The 15,272-nt window shown below is 61.4% G+C and carries 15 protein-coding genes; 6 read left to right on the forward strand and 9 right to left on the reverse strand.

Annotated features, from left to right (window positions below):
- Positions 1-91: 91 nt before the first annotated feature.
- The 4 genes from ACM6IO_RS25375 to ACM6IO_RS25390 are packed head-to-tail and all read right to left on the reverse strand — an operon-like array spanning position 92 to position 5,221.
- The gene (locus ACM6IO_RS25375; protein ID WP_008042500.1) at positions 92-1,681 is read right to left on the reverse strand and encodes an ABC transporter substrate-binding protein; all 1,590 of its coding nucleotides are present in this window, start codon (positions 1,679-1,681) and stop codon (positions 92-94) included.
- Between the two features lie 4 nt (positions 1,682-1,685).
- The gene (locus tag ACM6IO_RS25380; protein WP_008042497.1) at positions 1,686-2,894 is read right to left on the reverse strand and encodes an LLM class flavin-dependent oxidoreductase; all 1,209 of its coding nucleotides are present in this window, start codon (positions 2,892-2,894) and stop codon (positions 1,686-1,688) included.
- A gap of 15 nt (positions 2,895-2,909) precedes the next feature.
- Entirely contained in the window at positions 2,910-4,133 is a 1,224-nt protein-coding gene (locus ACM6IO_RS25385; protein ID WP_414912461.1) for a lipase family protein, read from the reverse strand.
- 14 nt (positions 4,134-4,147) lie between these two features.
- Positions 4,148-5,221 carry an ABC transporter substrate-binding protein gene (locus ACM6IO_RS25390; RefSeq protein ID WP_008028127.1) on the reverse strand — a complete coding sequence of 358 codons (1,074 nt, stop codon included), beginning with the start codon at positions 5,219-5,221 and terminating at the stop codon, positions 4,148-4,150.
- Between the two features lie 667 nt (positions 5,222-5,888).
- Here ACM6IO_RS25390 and ACM6IO_RS25395 point away from each other — a divergent pair.
- The 3 genes from ACM6IO_RS25395 to ACM6IO_RS25405 all read left to right on the forward strand — a co-directional run bounded on the left by ACM6IO_RS25395 (position 5,889) and on the right by ACM6IO_RS25405 (position 9,370).
- Positions 5,889-6,962, forward strand: coding sequence for a sigma-54 interaction domain-containing protein (locus ACM6IO_RS25395; protein ID WP_008028129.1), 1,074 nt, complete (start codon positions 5,889-5,891; stop codon positions 6,960-6,962).
- A gap of 49 nt (positions 6,963-7,011) precedes the next feature.
- Positions 7,012-8,031, forward strand: coding sequence for an ABC transporter substrate-binding protein (locus ACM6IO_RS25400; protein ID WP_414912462.1), 1,020 nt, complete (start codon positions 7,012-7,014; stop codon positions 8,029-8,031).
- A 298-nt stretch (positions 8,032-8,329) separates the two neighbouring features.
- The gene (locus tag ACM6IO_RS25405; RefSeq protein ID WP_223436370.1) at positions 8,330-9,370 is read left to right on the forward strand and encodes a GGDEF domain-containing protein; all 1,041 of its coding nucleotides are present in this window, start codon (positions 8,330-8,332) and stop codon (positions 9,368-9,370) included.
- A gap of 24 nt (positions 9,371-9,394) precedes the next feature.
- On the opposite strand, the gene ACM6IO_RS25410 is transcribed toward ACM6IO_RS25405, so the two are convergent.
- The 3 genes from ACM6IO_RS25410 to ACM6IO_RS25420 form a co-directional block, all read right to left on the reverse strand.
- Positions 9,395-9,982, reverse strand: coding sequence for a TIGR00730 family Rossman fold protein (locus ACM6IO_RS25410; protein WP_414912463.1), 588 nt, complete (start codon positions 9,980-9,982; stop codon positions 9,395-9,397).
- 217 nt (positions 9,983-10,199) lie between these two features.
- Positions 10,200-11,618: a PLP-dependent aminotransferase family protein gene (locus tag ACM6IO_RS25415; protein WP_414912464.1), complete on the reverse strand. Its 1,419-nt coding sequence runs from the start codon at positions 11,616-11,618 to the stop codon at positions 10,200-10,202.
- The gene (locus ACM6IO_RS25420) at positions 11,584-12,237 is read right to left on the reverse strand and encodes an FMN-dependent NADH-azoreductase (protein WP_223436366.1); all 654 of its coding nucleotides are present in this window, start codon (positions 12,235-12,237) and stop codon (positions 11,584-11,586) included. The genes ACM6IO_RS25415 and ACM6IO_RS25420 overlap by 35 nt, the downstream gene beginning before the upstream one ends.
- A gap of 199 nt (positions 12,238-12,436) precedes the next feature.
- Between ACM6IO_RS25420 and ACM6IO_RS25425 the strand changes: the two genes are divergently transcribed.
- From ACM6IO_RS25425 to ACM6IO_RS25435, 3 genes are all read left to right on the forward strand, one after another.
- Positions 12,437-12,892, forward strand: a complete 456-nt coding sequence (locus ACM6IO_RS25425; protein WP_008041147.1) for a carboxymuconolactone decarboxylase family protein — start codon at positions 12,437-12,439, stop codon at positions 12,890-12,892.
- 70 nt (positions 12,893-12,962) lie between these two features.
- Positions 12,963-13,283 carry a DMT family transporter gene (locus ACM6IO_RS25430; RefSeq protein ID WP_008041149.1) on the forward strand — a complete coding sequence of 107 codons (321 nt, stop codon included), beginning with the start codon at positions 12,963-12,965 and terminating at the stop codon, positions 13,281-13,283.
- A gap of 91 nt (positions 13,284-13,374) precedes the next feature.
- Entirely contained in the window at positions 13,375-13,704 is a 330-nt protein-coding gene (locus ACM6IO_RS25435) for a hypothetical protein (protein ID WP_414912465.1), read from the forward strand.
- Positions 13,705-13,713: 9 nt separating this feature from the next.
- Here ACM6IO_RS25435 and ACM6IO_RS25440 read toward each other — a convergent pair whose 3' ends face one another.
- Positions 13,714-14,502, reverse strand: a complete 789-nt coding sequence (locus ACM6IO_RS25440; RefSeq protein ID WP_414912466.1) for an alpha/beta hydrolase — start codon at positions 14,500-14,502, stop codon at positions 13,714-13,716.
- A gap of 579 nt (positions 14,503-15,081) precedes the next feature.
- The coding region (locus tag ACM6IO_RS25445) for a hypothetical protein (RefSeq protein WP_414912467.1) at positions 15,082-15,272 on the reverse strand (191 nt) is incomplete at its 5' end.

A 15,272-nucleotide genomic window follows, 5' to 3' on the forward strand; every position in this document is an offset into this window, starting at 1 on the left:
GGGCGTGGTGTGTCAGTCAGATCGTGTTGCGCCATTCGCCGGCAAGCCGGCTCCTACAAGGATTCGTTCCCGTAGGGCATGTTGTTAGGTGTTACGCCGTGTCTTTCAACCAGAGCTTTTCAAACCGCCAGGTGCTGAACAGCGACTCTTCCGCCGCCGCGCCGCCTACGCGGTTGGCCACGCTGTCGAGCAGGTCGGCGTAGCCCCAGATCAGCATGCCGCCGCGTTCGTACTGGATCTGTTGAACCTGATGCACCAACGCTTTGCGTTTCTCCAGATCGGGCTGGGCCATGGCCGCCAGAAACAGCTCGCTGAACTGCGCATCCTTGAAGTGCGTCTTGTTGGCCACGGCAAACGGCGCGTCGGTGTGGATCGCACTGGCCAGGAACGGCGCGCCGATGCTGCCGCCGGTGCTCAAGGTCCAGTCGGTGCGCAGCGGTCCCTGGAACGTGGCCAGGTCCACTTGCTTGACCTTGAGTGTGACGCCAATGCGCTTGGCCTGTTCGGCCAGCACCAGCGCCGACGTCAGCCCCGGCCCCGGCGTGGTCACCAGTTCCAGCTCAAGGTTTTCGTAGCCGGCCTCCTTGAGCAATTGCGCCGCGCGCTGCGGATCGTGGGGACGCGGCCCGAGCGTGTGGTTGAAGGTCGGATCGCTCGGCGCATACAGGTCGTTGGCCACGCGGCCCTGACCGTTGAGCGCCCGGCGCACCAGTTCTTCGCGATCCGCCAACAGGCGAAAGGCCTCGCGCACCCGTGGGTCGTTGAACGGTGGCTTGTCGAGGTTCATGTCGAACGACAACCAGTTGCCGGTCACCGATTTCAGCACCTTGAGCCGAGGGTCGTGCTGCAGCACTTCCAGCTGTTCGGTGGGCATCACGTTGGCCATGTCGATCTGCCCGGAACGCAGGGCCGCCAAGCGCGAAACCTGATCCTTGAAGTCGATGATTTCCAGCTCGTCGGCGTAGGGTTTGCCGTCCTTGTAGTAGTTCTCGAAGCGGGTGAACAGCGAGCGCTGGCCGGGGGTGAAGCTTTTCAGTTTGTAGGGGCCCGCGCCCACCGGATTGCTCACCGGGTGATAGTCCACCGGCACGATGCCACCGAAGTTGACCCAGGTTTCCGCCAGCGGCATATAGCTGCGGCCTTCACGGAAGTTCAGGCGCACGGTGCGCGAGTCAAGCTTGACCAGGTTGTCGCGGTCCACCCAGTGCAACAGCGCGGCATAGGGCGAGGCCAATTGCGGGTCAGTGAGGCGACGGATCGAGAAGATCAGGTCATCGGCATCGATGGTCTTGCCATGGTGGAATTCCAGCCCGGGGCGCAGGCGTAACGTCCAGCTGCTGGCGTCGGCATTCGGCTCGGCGAACTCGGCGAGGGCCAGGCGCGGCTGCATCTGTTCGTCCCATTCCCACAGCTTGCTGTACAGCGCAAAGCCCCGAACGATGCCGCTGCCGATGGGTTTGTGCGCATCGAGGTTGCCGCTCTGGTTGCCGTCGAGAATCCCCAGGCGCAGGCGTCCGCCATAACGCGGCTGATCGTCGGCAGTGGCAATCGTCGCCGCCGTTTTTTCGCCGCTCGGGCCACACCCGGCGAGCAGGCCGCCACCGAGCAGCAAACCGCCGCCGAGCAGTGCGCTGTGACCGAGAAAGTCCCGGCGACTGAACAATGAATGATCCTCGCTCATGGCATCAGGCTCCGGCCGGGCCGTTGGCGGAACGCAGTTCCAGCGGCGCCGGCAGCGGGCGGCTCAGTTCGGCGCGTTCGCCGCGAAAGTGCGGCAGGATGTGCTCACCCAGGCGATAGGCTTCTTCCAGATGCGGGTAACCGGCGAGGAAGAACAGGTCGATGCCGATGGCGTTGTACTCGCGAATCCGCGCCACGACATTTTCGTAGCTGCCCACCAACGCGCAGCCCGGCGGAATGCCGATGTAGCCGAAGCCGGTCCACACATTCGGGTGGATGAAAAAGTCATCGAAACTCTGGGTTTCCGTCTTCTGCGCGAACTCGTTTTCATAGCTGAGTTTGCGCGCGGTGCGCAGCCCGGCATGCGCGGCCACGGCCTTGACCGCGCCCCTGGCGATGCCTTCATCGAAGAAGCGCCTGGCTTCGGTGCGGGCCAGTTCCTCGGTCTCGCGGGTGATGACGTCAATCGACAAACCGAAGCGAATGTCGCTGCGTCCGTACTTCAGTGCACGCTCGCGAATGTCGGCGATCAGCGCGGCAATTTCGTTCGGGTGCTCGGCGCGCATCAGGTAGAAATCAGCGTGTTTGGCAGCGAATTCCCGGGCGGGGATCGACGAGCCGGCGGTGCAGATCAGCGGCAACTCGGCTTTCTTCAACGGCCCGCGCAGGCCACCACCCTCGGCCTTGTAGAACTTGCCCTCGTAGTGGAAATTCTCGTTGTGCCAGTAACCCTTGACCACGTCCATGAACTCGATGGCGCGCTCATAACGTTCATCGTGATCACTGAAATCGCCGACCTGGCGCTGAATTGCATCCGAGCCGCCGTTGATGATGTTCCACACCAGCCGGTTGCCGGTCGCCCGTTGATAGGTCGCGGCCTGCTGCACCGCCACCCACGGCGTGTAGTGGTAGGGCTGGAACGCAGTGACGAATTTCAGCGTGCGGGTTTCCCGGGCCAGCAGCGAGCAGACCGTCCACGGTTCCTCGCCGGAGGGCGCGTTGACCATCAGCGCACCGCCGAAACCGTTGATCTCGGCAGCCTTGGCGATCTGCCCGAGGTAGTCGATGTAGGTGAAGTGATCGCCGACGCTGAACCCCGAGACGGCGCCGGTGCTCGGGCCGCCACGGTGCCAGTCGCCACGGTTGCGCGGGTCGCCGGGGAGGAATTGGGTTTCGCCATGCAGGGGCAGGCGGGTGAAAAATTCAATACTCATGTCGAAGGCTCCGTCTTACTGCACGCTGGGGCTGCAGATCGGGGTGATGGGCTGGTCGTTGATGACCTTGTACGCGAATGGCACCGAGTCCTTGAGCGAGGCGTTGACCGTTTCGCTGTGGCCCAGCCCTTTGTAGAGATGGCCTTCAACCACCGAGCCGGTCTTGCAGGCGTCCTGCATCAGCGCGACTTGCGTCGAGGCTGCCGGGGTTTTGTCTTCGGCGCCGGTGCCGATGAAGATCGGCTGGGCCAGTTTCAGCGTCGGGTAGGAGACCTGTTTTTGCCACGCGGCGAGCTGGTCGCCCTTGTAGTCTTTCTTGGCATTGGCCGGGGTCAGGCCGACGCCGACCACATCGCTAACCAGCGCTGCCAGGCAACTGGTGCGCGCTTGTTCGAACAGCGGCAGGGCCTTGTCGGTGTAGAAATCCTTGGGGTTGATGCTCGGGTCGTATTGCTGGGCCGCGAGCAGGGTGTAGAAGCCATAGGCGAGGGACGCATCGACTTTGTTGACGTCCTGTTCGCCGACGTTTTTCGCGCCGACGGTGTAAATAACACCGGTGCCGATGCTGCCTTTGACGCCGAGGTCCGGCGCGTAGGTCGGGGCATAGGCCGCCGAGGCGAAGGCGCCCGCGCCACCCTGGGACTGACCGACGATCAGCACTTTGTTGGCCAGCCCCGGAACGCCCGCAACCACGGCTTTTGCCGCGTCGAGAATGCCGTAGGCGGCCATGCGATTGTTCAGCAGCGGGTGACCGCCGGGGACGCCGAGGCCCTGATAGTCGGTGGCGACGATGGCATAACCTTCATCCAGCCAGCGGCTGAGGTATTGCACGTCACGGTAGGAGCGACCTTGCCAGGACGGCGCGCACACATCGGCCACACCGACCGTGCCATGCCCCCAGCTGGCAACCGGCCAACCACCGGCGGGCGCCTTGCCTTTGGGCAGGAACAACGTGCCGGAGACCACGATCGGCGTCTTGTTGTCGATGCCGTCGGTGGAGGTGTAGAGAATCCGCTGCGCGCTGGCGGCGTTGGGCAGGCTCAGGGTTTTTTCCAGCGGCTCGCTGCGCAGCAGTTTGCCTGGCGTGGCCGGGATCACCTCTTGCCAGGTGTAGAACGCCGAGACGCGGCCATCGCCTTGCTGCGGGTCGGGTTTGGGGGCGTGGGCACCGGCAGCCATGGCACTCATGGACAGCGCCAGGACGCTCAGACCGAAAACGAATTGTTGCGGCAGTTTCATCTGGATTTCCCTATTCATGGATTGTTGCTGACCTGGCCGCGCAGGGCCGGCCAGTAGTCGGTGAGTTTCAGATCGATCAGCGCCTGGTTGGTGAAACCGGTGGCCAGCGAAGGGGTGATGTCGTAGGTGTCGCGAATCAGGTGGTTGGCCAGCGCATAGGCGGTGAGTGCCTGATAGTGGGCCTTGAGTTGCTGGTCGCTTTTCGGCGCCCAGCGGTCTTTCCAGGCCACGGGATCGTTCTGGTCGTCGCGGCGCAGCACGCTTTCAGCGGTGCCGGCGCGGGAGGAGAGTTCGTAGTAGGCGTCCTGGTTTTGTTCCTGGGAGATCCACCAGGCGGCTTTGATCCAGGCGGTCGCCAGCAGTTGAGTAATGTCCGGGTGCTGCGCGACAAAACTGTCGGTGCCCCAGAGGTCGGAGACCAGACGCCAGTCGTTGGCGCCTTGCTTGGTCGACCAGATGATCTTGCCGACGCCTTTGTCTTCCAGCGCATAGGCTTCGCTGAGCAAGACGGCCGCATCGACTTTGCCGGCGGACACCGCTGCGGCGCCGACTTGCGGATTGAGGTTGGCGATCTTGAAATCGTCGAGCTTCAGGCCCTTGCTGGCGAGGAAGTTGCTGAACGCGAACTCCCACGGACGACCGCGATGCAGGGCCAGGCGTTTACCCTTGAGGTCGTCGATGCTGTTGGCGCTGGAACCGGCGGGCACCACCAGATAGATGTTGTTGCCGCTGCCACCGGGCACGATCAGCTTGCCCGGCACACCGCCCGCCCCGGCAATCACGGAAGGCAGGTCGCCGCGCACGGCAAAGTCGATGCTGTTGTTGCTGAAGCCTTCGTTGATCTGCGGCCCGGCGCCGGCGTGGGGCAGGGCGATCCAGTCGAGCTTCACACCGCGCTGCGCCAGCTGCTGTTCCAGCCAACCGTCCTCGATCACCCGCCCGGCGATCCCGCCGAATACCGGTTTGCCACCCTGCGTATACGCGACGATAGCGATCTTCACCGACGCCGGTGCCTGTCCGGCCAGCGCCGTGGCACTGAGCAGAAACCCGGTCAAGGCGACCAGGCTGTTGCGCCAGAAACGTTTCATTGAACTCTCCCTAAATGGCTATTGGCGAAACACGGTCTTTGTAGGAGCCGGCTTGCCGGCGATGGGGCCTTCAAGCCTGGCGGCGTTTCTGCGGACGCCATCGCCGGCAAGCCGGCTCCTACAGGGTTTTGCGGTGTGCTCACGTTCCAGCGTTGTGAACACAATCCTTGTAGGAGCCGGCTTGCCGGCGATGAGGCCTTCAAGCCTGGCGGCGTTTTTGCCGACGCCATCGCCAGCAAGCCGGCTCCTACAGGGTTTTGCGGTGTCCGATGCTGCTGCGTTGTGAACACAGTCTTTGTAGGAGCCGGCTTGCTGGCGATTGGGCCTTCAAACCTTGCGACGTTTCTGAGGGCGCCATCGCCGGCAAGCCAGCTCCTACAAAGTTTTGCGCTGTACATGGGAGAGAGCAGATTGCATGCCACTGCGCGAAAAACGCGCTGCAGGCCGCGCAGGGCGTGGGTTTCAGGGGGAGGGGAGGGAGCGACCGGGAGCGTGGGGTGTTGATGTGCAAGCAGGCCGGTGCGTGCCAATTGCTGCTCCAGCAGCAGGCTGGCAGCAGTTGCGTTGCATATGGTTTTTGGGAATATATAAATACTAATTAAGAATTTTTTAGTCTAAACAACTTCATGCACTATTGAGCACGCGCTTTTACTGCCAGGAATGCACCATGTCGCTGATCACTCATCCAAACGCTCGCGAATTGACCAAGTCGGTGCGGGCCACCGTCCTGGTGTTCAAGGACCCGCGCTCCCAGGAATTGCTCAGCCGCATCGAGCGCCTGGCGCCCAGTGAAGCCAACACATTGATCATTGGCGAGACCGGCACCGGCAAGGAACTGGTCGCCCGGCATATCCACAATTTGAGCCGCCGCGGACGCGAACCCTTCGTGGCGGTGAACTGCGGAGCGTTTGCCGAAACCCTGGTGGAAAGTGAGCTGTTCGGCCACGAAAAAGGCGCCTTCACCGGCGCCACGACCAACAAGGCCGGGTGGTTCGAAGCGGCCAATGGCGGCACGCTGTTTCTCGATGAAATCGGTGATCTGCCGTTGAACATGCAGGTCAAACTGCTGCGGGTCTTGCAGGAGCGCGAAGTGGTGCGCCTGGGCTCGCGCACGCCGATACCGATCAACGTAAGGCTGGTGGCTGCAACCAACGTCAACCTCGCGGATGCGGTCGTCGCCGGGCATTTTCGCGAGGACCTGTTTTACCGTCTGCACGTCGCGACCATTCGCCTGCCGCCCTTGCGCGAACGACCGGGCGACATCCTGCCGCTGGCCGAGTTTTTCCTTGAAGAACATTGCCAGCGTCTGGGCTACAACCGTGCGTCATTGAGCGTCGAAGCCGAACGCAAACTGCTGGAGCACAGCTGGCCAGGCAACATCCGCGAACTGGAAAACTCCATTCACCACGCGTTGCTGGTGTGCCGCAATCAGCGGGTCGCCCCGGCGGATCTGCACCTGGTGGACATGCGTTCCTCCGGCATCCGCCAGGAACAGGCCAGCCAAACCAGCCACGCCGTCGCCGGCCCGGTGGACCTGGAAGCCGCCCTCAACGCGCTGTTCGAACAGAACATCCCGGACCTTTACGAACATATCGAAGAAACCATTTTCCGCGCGGCGTACCGGTTCTGCCATGGCAACCAGTTGCAGACCGGACGCCTGCTGAACATCAGCCGCAACATCGTCCGGGCGCGGCTGGAGAAAATCGGGGAGTTGAACAAGACACTGGCGGTGGAGGAATAGTCCTCGTCGTCGCTTTATTTCTGATTCGTCCACTTACAGCGAGCATTTCATGGCAACTCCCTACAAGCGTTCAGCGTTGACCCTCCTGGCAGCCTCCCTGGCGGCGATGAGTGCGTTACTCAGTCCCGGTGCTCAGGCCGAAGGCAAGATCAGCATCGCCCAGCAATTCGGCATCGGTTACCTGATTCTGGATGTGGTCCGCGACCAGCAGCTCATCGAGAAGCACGGCAAGGCCCAGGGCCTCGACATCACGGTCGACTGGAACAGCATCTCCGGTGCCACGGCGATGAACGAAGCGCTGTTGGCCGGCGCGCTGGATGTGGTGTCGGCGGGCGTGCCACCGATGCTGACGATCTGGGATCGCACCAAGGGCAAACAGAACGTCAAGGCGATTGCCTCGCTGGGCTCGATGCCCAACTATTTGCTGACCAACAACCCGAATGTGAAGAGCCTGAAGGACTTCACCGAGAAGGATCGCATTGCTGTGCCTGCGGCCGGGGTAGGGTTCCAGTCGCGCACCTTGCAGATCGAAACGGCTAGGCAGTTCGGCAATGACCACTACAAGAAATTCGATGACATCTCGATCAGCCTGGCCCACCCGGATGCGACGGCGGCATTGATCGCCGGGGGTTCCGAGATCAACGCGCACTTCTCCAGCCCGCCGTTCCAGTATCAGGAATTGCAGAATCCCAACGTGCACAAGGTGCTGAGTTCCTACGACGTGCTGGGTGGCCAGGCTACGTTCAACGTGCTGTACACCACGGAAAAATTCCACGACGAAAACCCGAAAACCTACAAGGCGTTTTACGACGCATTGGCCGAAGCGGAAAAAATCATCAAGGCCGACAAATCCGCCGCTGCCCAGACCTACATCCGCGTCGAACAATCGAAGCTGGCCCTGCCGCTGGTTGAGAAAATCGTCAACGATCCAGAGATCAACTTTACGGTGGTGCCGCAGCGCACGGCGGTCTACGCCGAGAAACTGCAGGAACTGGGCGTACTGAAGAACAAGGCGGCCAGCTGGAAGGACTACTTCTTCGAAGAAGCACACGGCGGCGCCGGCAGCTAAACACAACCCCCTTGTAGGAGCCGGCTTGCTGGCGATGGCGTCCTCAGACACACCGCAGGGCATGAAGGCCCTATCGCCAGCAAGCCGGCTCCTACAGGTCCGTGTTCGCAACACCGAAGCATCTGCACACCGCAAATCTCTTGTACGCACTCCGTCGCGGTGGCAAATGCCGGCCATAAAACTGACCTGAATCAACCCGAATGGCACGGCAATACACAGGGGGATGGCCGTTTGTCATGCGTATGGTTATGCTCGCATCGTTTTGCATTTGCCAATCATTAACAACCACAGTGATGTCATGAGCCAATCAGAGACGCGTGCGACTGCCCTTGCGCTGTATCCGGAAGATTCCCGCGAGGCCGCGGCGCTGCTCAAACAAGCCATTCCGCTGATGGTTCGTCACAACATCCCGCCCAATCCGGTGCATTACGCGCTGTGGTACACCTACAGCAAAGGTCTGGACCCCGAACTCAATCGTCACCTGGACCGGGTGGTCAAAGACTTCGATTGCTTCCCGCCGGAATCCGCCACCCGGCTGTTCCGCGACTACATCATTCGCGACGAGCTGGAAGAGGCCCGCGCCGGGCAGCAACAGGCGATCAATCTGGTGGACGACATGCAGCGCGACGTTTCGCGCAGCGTCGAGGGCAATCTCAACTTCCAGAGCAGTCTGGGACGTTGCCTGGAAATGCTCGAGTCGCCCGTCAACGAGCGCTTGCCGGGCATTTTGAGTGAGCTGCAACAAAGCACCCAACTGATGCACAGTCAGCAGGAACAGTTCCTCACCCAACTGCACTCCGCCCAGAGCGAGATCAAGAGCCTGCGCAGCAAGCTTGAGCGTGCACAACTGGCGGCCACGCTCGATGGCCTGACCGAACTGCTCAACCGCACCGCGTTTACCCGTTTACTGGAGCAGGCGCTGAGCAATGAGTCCCAGGGCGTCGCGCTGGTCATGCTGGATATCGATCACTTCAAGCAATTCAATGATCAGTATGGTCATCCGTTGGGCGACCGAGTGCTGCAGCATGTCGGGCAGGTGTTGCGCAGTTCGCTGCCACCCCACGCCACGGCGGCGCGTTATGGCGGTGAAGAGTTCTGCGTGATTCTGCAACACTGCGCCGACCTGGCGAGTGCCGCTGTTTTCGCTGAGCAACTGCGGGTGAAAATCCAGTCATTGCGGATCAAGGCGCGGGTTGATGGCAAGGTGCTCGATACGATCACGGCATCCTTTGGCGTGGCCTTCGCGCAACCCGGCGAGCACCTGGACAGCCTCCTGACCCGCGCCGATGACGCGCTCTACCAGGCCAAGCGCGCAGGGCGGAACCGGGTGCATCGCTAAGCACTGAAACGCCGTTCAAGCCGCCTACCCGATCCATTTGGTGACGGTGGGCGCTTGCCACTGTTCGAGCGCGTCGAGCAGTGCCGCCGGGTCGGTATTGAACATCAGCATCTGGCTGTGTTCGGTCTTCATGAAACCTTCCTTCACCGCATGGTCGAGCAGGCTGCGCACCGGGTCGAAAAAACCGCCGATGTTCAGGCAAGCGACGCCTTTGTGGTGTTCACCCAATTGGGTCAGGGTTGCCGCTTCAAACAACTCCTCAAACGTCCCCAGCCCGCCGGGCAATGCGATGAACGCATCCGCCGATTCGCTCATGCGCGTCTTGCGGCTGCGCATGTCTGGCGTCACTTCGTGTTCGGTCAGACGGTCATGAAGATGCCCAAGGTCGAACAGCAAGCGCGTGATGATGCCGAGCACTTCACCGCCCTCGGCGAGTACGGCATCGGCCATCACGCCCATTAAACCCTTGTCGGTACCGCCATAGACCAGGCGTATGCCGCGTCGGGCGATTTCCCGGCCGAGGGCCTGGGCGCCTGCCACGTAGTCGGGGTTGAAGCCATAGTTGGAGCCGCAGAACACAGCGATGCTGTGGAGTGGGGAAGAGCTGGGCATTGGATTTTTCCGGGTGATGGTCGGTGGCCGATGATGCGGTGAGATGGGTAAGGCGGACAGGTCCATGAGTCAGCCGCTTGATTGGGCCATGACTGGTTTTTTGTGTTGTTCTCAAGGCCGCCTTCGCCAGCAAGCTGGCTCCTACAAGGGTTTTGCGGTGCACGCAAAAGCCTTGTAGGAGCCGGCTTGCCGGCGATAGGGCCCTTGAATCTGGCCCCTACATCAACGCCAGAATCCGTTTTCCCAACTGCTCGGCAGTCTCTTGCGAATCAATGTTGGCAAACCCGAGCAACAGCGCGGAATCGGTCTCGTCATGCACACGCCAATCGGTCAACGCTTCAGCGTAGAGACCGGCCGCCAACAAGCGCTCGACCAGCAATCGGTCGGACTGTGCCTCCATCAGCCGCAGAATCAGATGCATGCCACCCGGCTGCGGATCGATGCGGATGCGTTCCCCCAGGACTTTCTTCAGTCCGCGCGCCGCCGCTTCCCGGCGTTCGCCGTAGAGCTTGCGCATGCGCTGGATATGGCGCGCGAAATGCCCCTCGGTCATAAACGTGGCGACGATGGCTTGGGTCAGTTCCGGACAACCGCCGAGAAAGGTCTCGCTGACGTGTTCGAAGCGTTCGACCTGCGCTGGCGGCACCACCAGGTACGAAAGGCGGATCCCCGGAAACAGCACCTTGCTGAACGTGCCGGCGTAGAGCACCCGGCCATCACGGTCCAGGCTTTTCAGCGCGGGCAGGGGACGGCTGACGTAGCGGTATTCGCCGTCGTAATCGTCCTCGATAATCCAGGCCTGCTGCCGGCTGGCCCACTCAAGCAATTCCAGTCGGCGCGGCAGTGACAGCGACACGCACAGGGGACTTTGATGTGCCGGTGTGACCACCGCCGCTCGTGCGTCCATCGCGCTGCTCACCCCTTGCGCGACCTGCATGCCGTCCTGATCCACCGGCACGGGGGCAACCTTGATCTGAAGATGCGCCAGCAACTGGCGGGTCGGCAGGTAGCCGGGGTCTTCCACGAGCACACGGTCGCCGGGCTTGAGCAGCGTGTGAGCGATCAGTGCCAGTGTGTTGCGGTATCCCGAGGTGATGAACACTTGCGCGGGCGAGCAGGTAATGCCCCGTGAGACTTGCAGGTAAGTGGCAATCGCCGTGCGCAACGATTCCAGCCCCAACACCGACGGATTGGCCATGTCGGGAATGCGCGTGGCGCGCACGCAGCGTGCGCCGATCTGCGACCAGATCTTTCGCGGAAAGGCATCCAGCGCGGGCAAGGCCATTTGAAAGGGCAGGACCGCTGCCTTGTGCCTGATCGAGGCGCTGGCGGTCGCATTAAACGGGTGTTCCGTACGCGCCGAGGGCTTCCTGACGCTGACCCCCGGCGCCACCACGGTGCCCGCCTGACCCCGCGACAGCAGATAGCCCTCCGCCGTCAGCAGTGAATACGCGGTGTCGATGGTCCCCCGCGCCAGACCAAGCTCTTTTGCCAGTGCCCGGGCCGCAGGAATCCGGTCCCCGGGGGCGAGCAGTCCGTCACTGATCGCGCCGCGGAACCGCCAGTAGATTTGCCGGTAGATCGGCTCCGACGAGGTCGGATCAAGGGGTGAGAAGTTTTTGATTTGAAGGGTCATTGGCCTCGCCCGTGTCGTGCGCAGAAAAATGCGCTTGTAGTGCCTGGCCCGCCTTGTCCCTGGCGGCGGCGACGGCCTCCGGGCCCATGGCGGTTCCCTCTACGGAGAAAAAATTCACGTCGTGCAGCCCGATCATACCCAGCACGGCGGTCAGGTACGGCGTGAGAAAATCCGGTTGCCGCGGGGTCATCCCGGAAAACCTGCCGCCAGAGGACACTGCAACATACACCGGGCGGTCCTGCAGCAGGCTGGTTTTGCCTTGCGCACCGACATTGAACGTGCGCCGGACCCGAGCGATGTGATCGATCCAGAGCTTGAGTGTCGAAGGCACGGTGAAGTTATGCATCGGCGTGCCAATCACCAGCATATCGGCACTGTGCAGCTCCTCGATCAGCGCTTCGGATCGGGCGATAGAGCCTGTCTCTGTGACATCGGCGGACGCCTGTTGGGAAATCGCGTAAGGCTCGTCGATAGGGGACAGCGCGTCACCACCGACCACCCGCTCGATCACGGTTGCCGCTGGATGGGCCTTCAGCAAAAAGCCAATGATGTTTTTCGACAGCCGATAGCTTTCGGACGCTTCGCCGCGAGGGCTGCAAGTAACGTGGAGGATTTTCATGATTCACCCGGTTTGAACTGTGTGGAGGGAATCATTCTATGAAGCTCATGACCCAGGCCAAAGGTCCATGAATTAGGTTAATCACTGGGCCATGATTGCTGAGTCATGGCCCATGACTCAAGGCCGATCATGGACCTTATCAACAAGGCCAAGACACGACACGATGAAGTCCCTCAACCAGCAAACACAAGGACTCATCATGAGTAATCGTCTCGACTACGCCAAGGCTTCACCTGAAGGTTACAAGGCTTTCGGCGGGGTTTATGTCTACCTGCAGAACAGCGGTCTTTCCCACGAGCTGATTGACCTGGTCTACCTGCGGGTGTCGCAAATCAACGGCTGCGCCTTCTGTATAGACATGCATTCCCGGGACCTGCTCAAGCTCGGCGTCAGCGTAGAAAAACTGGTGTTGGTGCCGGTATGGCGTGATGCCGGTTCAGTCTTCAGTGCCCGCGAACGCGTTGCGCTGAGCTGGGCGGAAACGGTGACTCGCGTGGCGGAAACCGGCGTTCCCGATGCCGACTATGCCGCTGCGTCTGCCGAATTCGGCGATAAGGAACTGGCAGACCTGACGTACGCGATCGGCCTGATGAATGCTTTCAACCGGTTCGGCGTGACGTTCCGGGCGAAACCCGCCGCTGCCAACAACGCCTGAACCATCCCCTTGAATCAATAGAACTCGCCGGGTGGTCACGCTCGGCGGGTTAACCAAAGGAGTTAACACCATGGCTTGGTCACTGCTTGGCATCGCCGGCATTCTCGAAATTGCCTTCGCGTTTTTCATGAAGGGCTCAGACGGATTTACCCGATTGACCCCGGGACTGCTGGCAGCCGCGACCGGATTGTCCAGTGTCTTTCTGCTTTCACTGTCGCTGCGAACCCTGCCCGTCGGCACCGCCTACGCGGTGTGGACCGGAATTGGCGCGGCGGGCACCGCGATACTGGGGATGGCGGTGCTGGGCGACGCCACCACACTGCTGCGGATACTGTGCATCCTGGTCATCCTGGGTGGTGTTATCGGACTCAAGCTGGTCACGGGAAACTGAGAAGCTTTGAAATAAGGCATTTTGCTGGCCCCGAAGCCCGAAAGTTACAGACAGAATCACTTTAATTTCAGGTGGTTAGGGCTGGCTTTAAATGCGCAATGTATGGATTACGCTGATTTCGATAGGCTTGGCTGGCATCGCCGTCTCCGCCCAGGCCAAAGACCTTCAAGCCAATGACCGGTATATGTGCAGCTGGGGCGCGGGCACTGCAGCCAGAGCCCAGGAACTCAAACTGGCCGGCGTTTCGCTGTACGCCGCCCGCCAGAAATTACAGACCTACAAGTTCAGCAAACCGTGGATGCGCATGACGGCCATGGGTATTACCGAGCAAACCTACGACAGCCCGTCGCGGATCAAACCCGCAGCACTGCGCCAGAGTTTCTACGAAGATTGCGTGCGCTTTAAATTGGCGCGCAAATGACCGAGTGACCTACAACCGGTCTTCCATCAGCTTCAGATACTCCGGGCTGTCGGAGATCGAGTTGTGCCCCACGCCAGGAATAACCTTCAGGGTCGCCACACCTTTGGCGAAATGCCCGTAGAGTTTTTCCGTGCTGGAGGGCGGGATGACTTCATCCTGCCCGGCCGCGAGCAACAGCGTCGGTATCGAGATGTGCTCGGCGTATTTCCACGATTCGAACTTGTCCTGCAGCAGCCACTTCACCGGGAATATCGGGTACTGGCGGACGGCGAGGTCTTCAAGGCTGTTGTAGGGGGTGATCAGGATCAGTCGGGAGGCCGGGCGCTGGCTGGCGAGGCGCACGGCGACGCCCGAGCCCAGGCTGCGGCCGACCACGGCGATGTGAGGATGGGTGTCGTAGACTTTGTCGAACAAGGTCAGGGCATCGCGGGAAATCGCCTCTTCGGAAGGTGAGCCGGTGCTGCCTCCGAAGCCCCGGTAGTGCAGCAAGTACAGGGCATGGTCGGGGAATGCCTGGGAAAACACGGGCAGGTTGCGCGAAACATCCTCGGCATTTCCACCAAAATAGATCAGTGCATTTGGTCCGTCGTGCGGTTTGACGGTGACCTGCACCTGTGCGTCCGCCACCGATAGCGTGAGCCGCGTTTCGGGCGCCCCGAGCGTGGCGGGTTGCGGGAAGTAGATCAGGGCACGCTGGAACACGAACAGCGCGATGCAGAGCGCCAGGTACAACGCGGTAACGATGATGATGAGATACATCAGGGGGCGTGACATTCGGCTAGCGTGAGTGGGTGGCATTGACTGCTCTGGGCCTGACGACCGCGACGGCTTGATCGCTTTCAGAGTGTAGTTGAATCACGGTGGGGCCCTTGGGGGTGTGGTTTTTGAGGGGGCATATCCGTTGCTGCGGTAACGGCTGCGTATGGTTTCGCCCTTACGGCGAGTCACTTTCGAAAAGCCTGCGCGGCCCGGCGGAAAGTAACCAAAGCGCTTTTGCCCCTTTCGTTCGGTGCCTCGCTAATGCTCGGCATGCCCTCGCTCCGGTCCTGCTCCGTGGGCCCGCCGCCATCGGCCATCCATGGCCGGGGGCGGCTACCGCGGCATCCCTGCCGCGGTGCCCACTGCGCAGAACCTCCACTCGGCCTCTCGAGGGGGCGACTACCGCCACAGCCGCCGAGGCGGCCTGAAAGCCGACCTGGCTCTCTGTTCGAACGCGTTGTTCTTCCCGGCTGCGCTCACCACTCCGAATCTGTACACCGCCCCCCTGTAGGAGCCGGCTTGCTGGCGATAGCGTCCATCCAGTCAATCAACAGGTGACTGATCCACCGCTATCGCCAGCAAGCCGGCTCCTACAGTTGATCGTGTACATTCAGAAACCTATGCATTTCCCCTGTAGGAGCCAGCTTGCTGGCGATGGGCGTCAACGATAACGCGAGCTGTCTGAATGAGCGTGTTGTCCGGTCGTTTTTCGCGGGCAAGCCTCGCTCCTACAGGGAATCGCGTTTGCTTTTGATTTCCACCACTCATCAGGCCGAGCGTTAGCTCGCCTTCCGCTTTTGATCTGAGCG

Source organism: Pseudomonas sp. IT-P44 (genome assembly GCF_949768225.1).
Taxonomy (GTDB): domain Bacteria; phylum Pseudomonadota; class Gammaproteobacteria; order Pseudomonadales; family Pseudomonadaceae; genus Aquipseudomonas; species Aquipseudomonas migulae.

Coding starts and splice junctions, on each gene's coding strand:
- ACM6IO_RS25430 (WP_008041149.1), top strand. CDS start 12,963: ATGGCTTGGTCACTGCTTGGCATCGCCGGCATTCTCGAAATTGCCTTC.
- ACM6IO_RS25405 (WP_223436370.1), top strand. CDS start 8,330: ATGAGCCAATCAGAGACGCGTGCGACTGCCCTTGCGCTGTATCCGGAA.
- ACM6IO_RS25380 (WP_008042497.1), bottom strand. CDS start 2,894: ATGAGTATTGAATTTTTCACCCGCCTGCCCCTGCATGGCGAAACCCAA.
- ACM6IO_RS25410 (WP_414912463.1), bottom strand. CDS start 9,982: ATGCCCAGCTCTTCCCCACTCCACAGCATCGCTGTGTTCTGCGGCTCC.
- ACM6IO_RS25385 (WP_414912461.1), bottom strand. CDS start 4,133: ATGAAACTGCCGCAACAATTCGTTTTCGGTCTGAGCGTCCTGGCGCTG.
- ACM6IO_RS25395 (WP_008028129.1), top strand. CDS start 5,889: ATGTCGCTGATCACTCATCCAAACGCTCGCGAATTGACCAAGTCGGTG.
- ACM6IO_RS25420 (WP_223436366.1), bottom strand. CDS start 12,237: ATGAAAATCCTCCACGTTACTTGCAGCCCTCGCGGCGAAGCGTCCGAA.
- ACM6IO_RS25440 (WP_414912466.1), bottom strand. CDS start 14,502: ATGCCACCCACTCACGCTAGCCGAATGTCACGCCCCCTGATGTATCTC.
- ACM6IO_RS25400 (WP_414912462.1), top strand. CDS start 7,012: ATGGCAACTCCCTACAAGCGTTCAGCGTTGACCCTCCTGGCAGCCTCC.
- ACM6IO_RS25375 (WP_008042500.1), bottom strand. CDS start 1,681: ATGAGCGAGGATCATTCATTGTTCAGTCGCCGGGACTTTCTCGGTCAC.
- ACM6IO_RS25435 (WP_414912465.1), top strand. CDS start 13,375: ATGCGCAATGTATGGATTACGCTGATTTCGATAGGCTTGGCTGGCATC.
- ACM6IO_RS25390 (WP_008028127.1), bottom strand. CDS start 5,221: ATGAAACGTTTCTGGCGCAACAGCCTGGTCGCCTTGACCGGGTTTCTG.
- ACM6IO_RS25415 (WP_414912464.1), bottom strand. CDS start 11,618: ATGACCCTTCAAATCAAAAACTTCTCACCCCTTGATCCGACCTCGTCG.
- ACM6IO_RS25425 (WP_008041147.1), top strand. CDS start 12,437: ATGAGTAATCGTCTCGACTACGCCAAGGCTTCACCTGAAGGTTACAAG.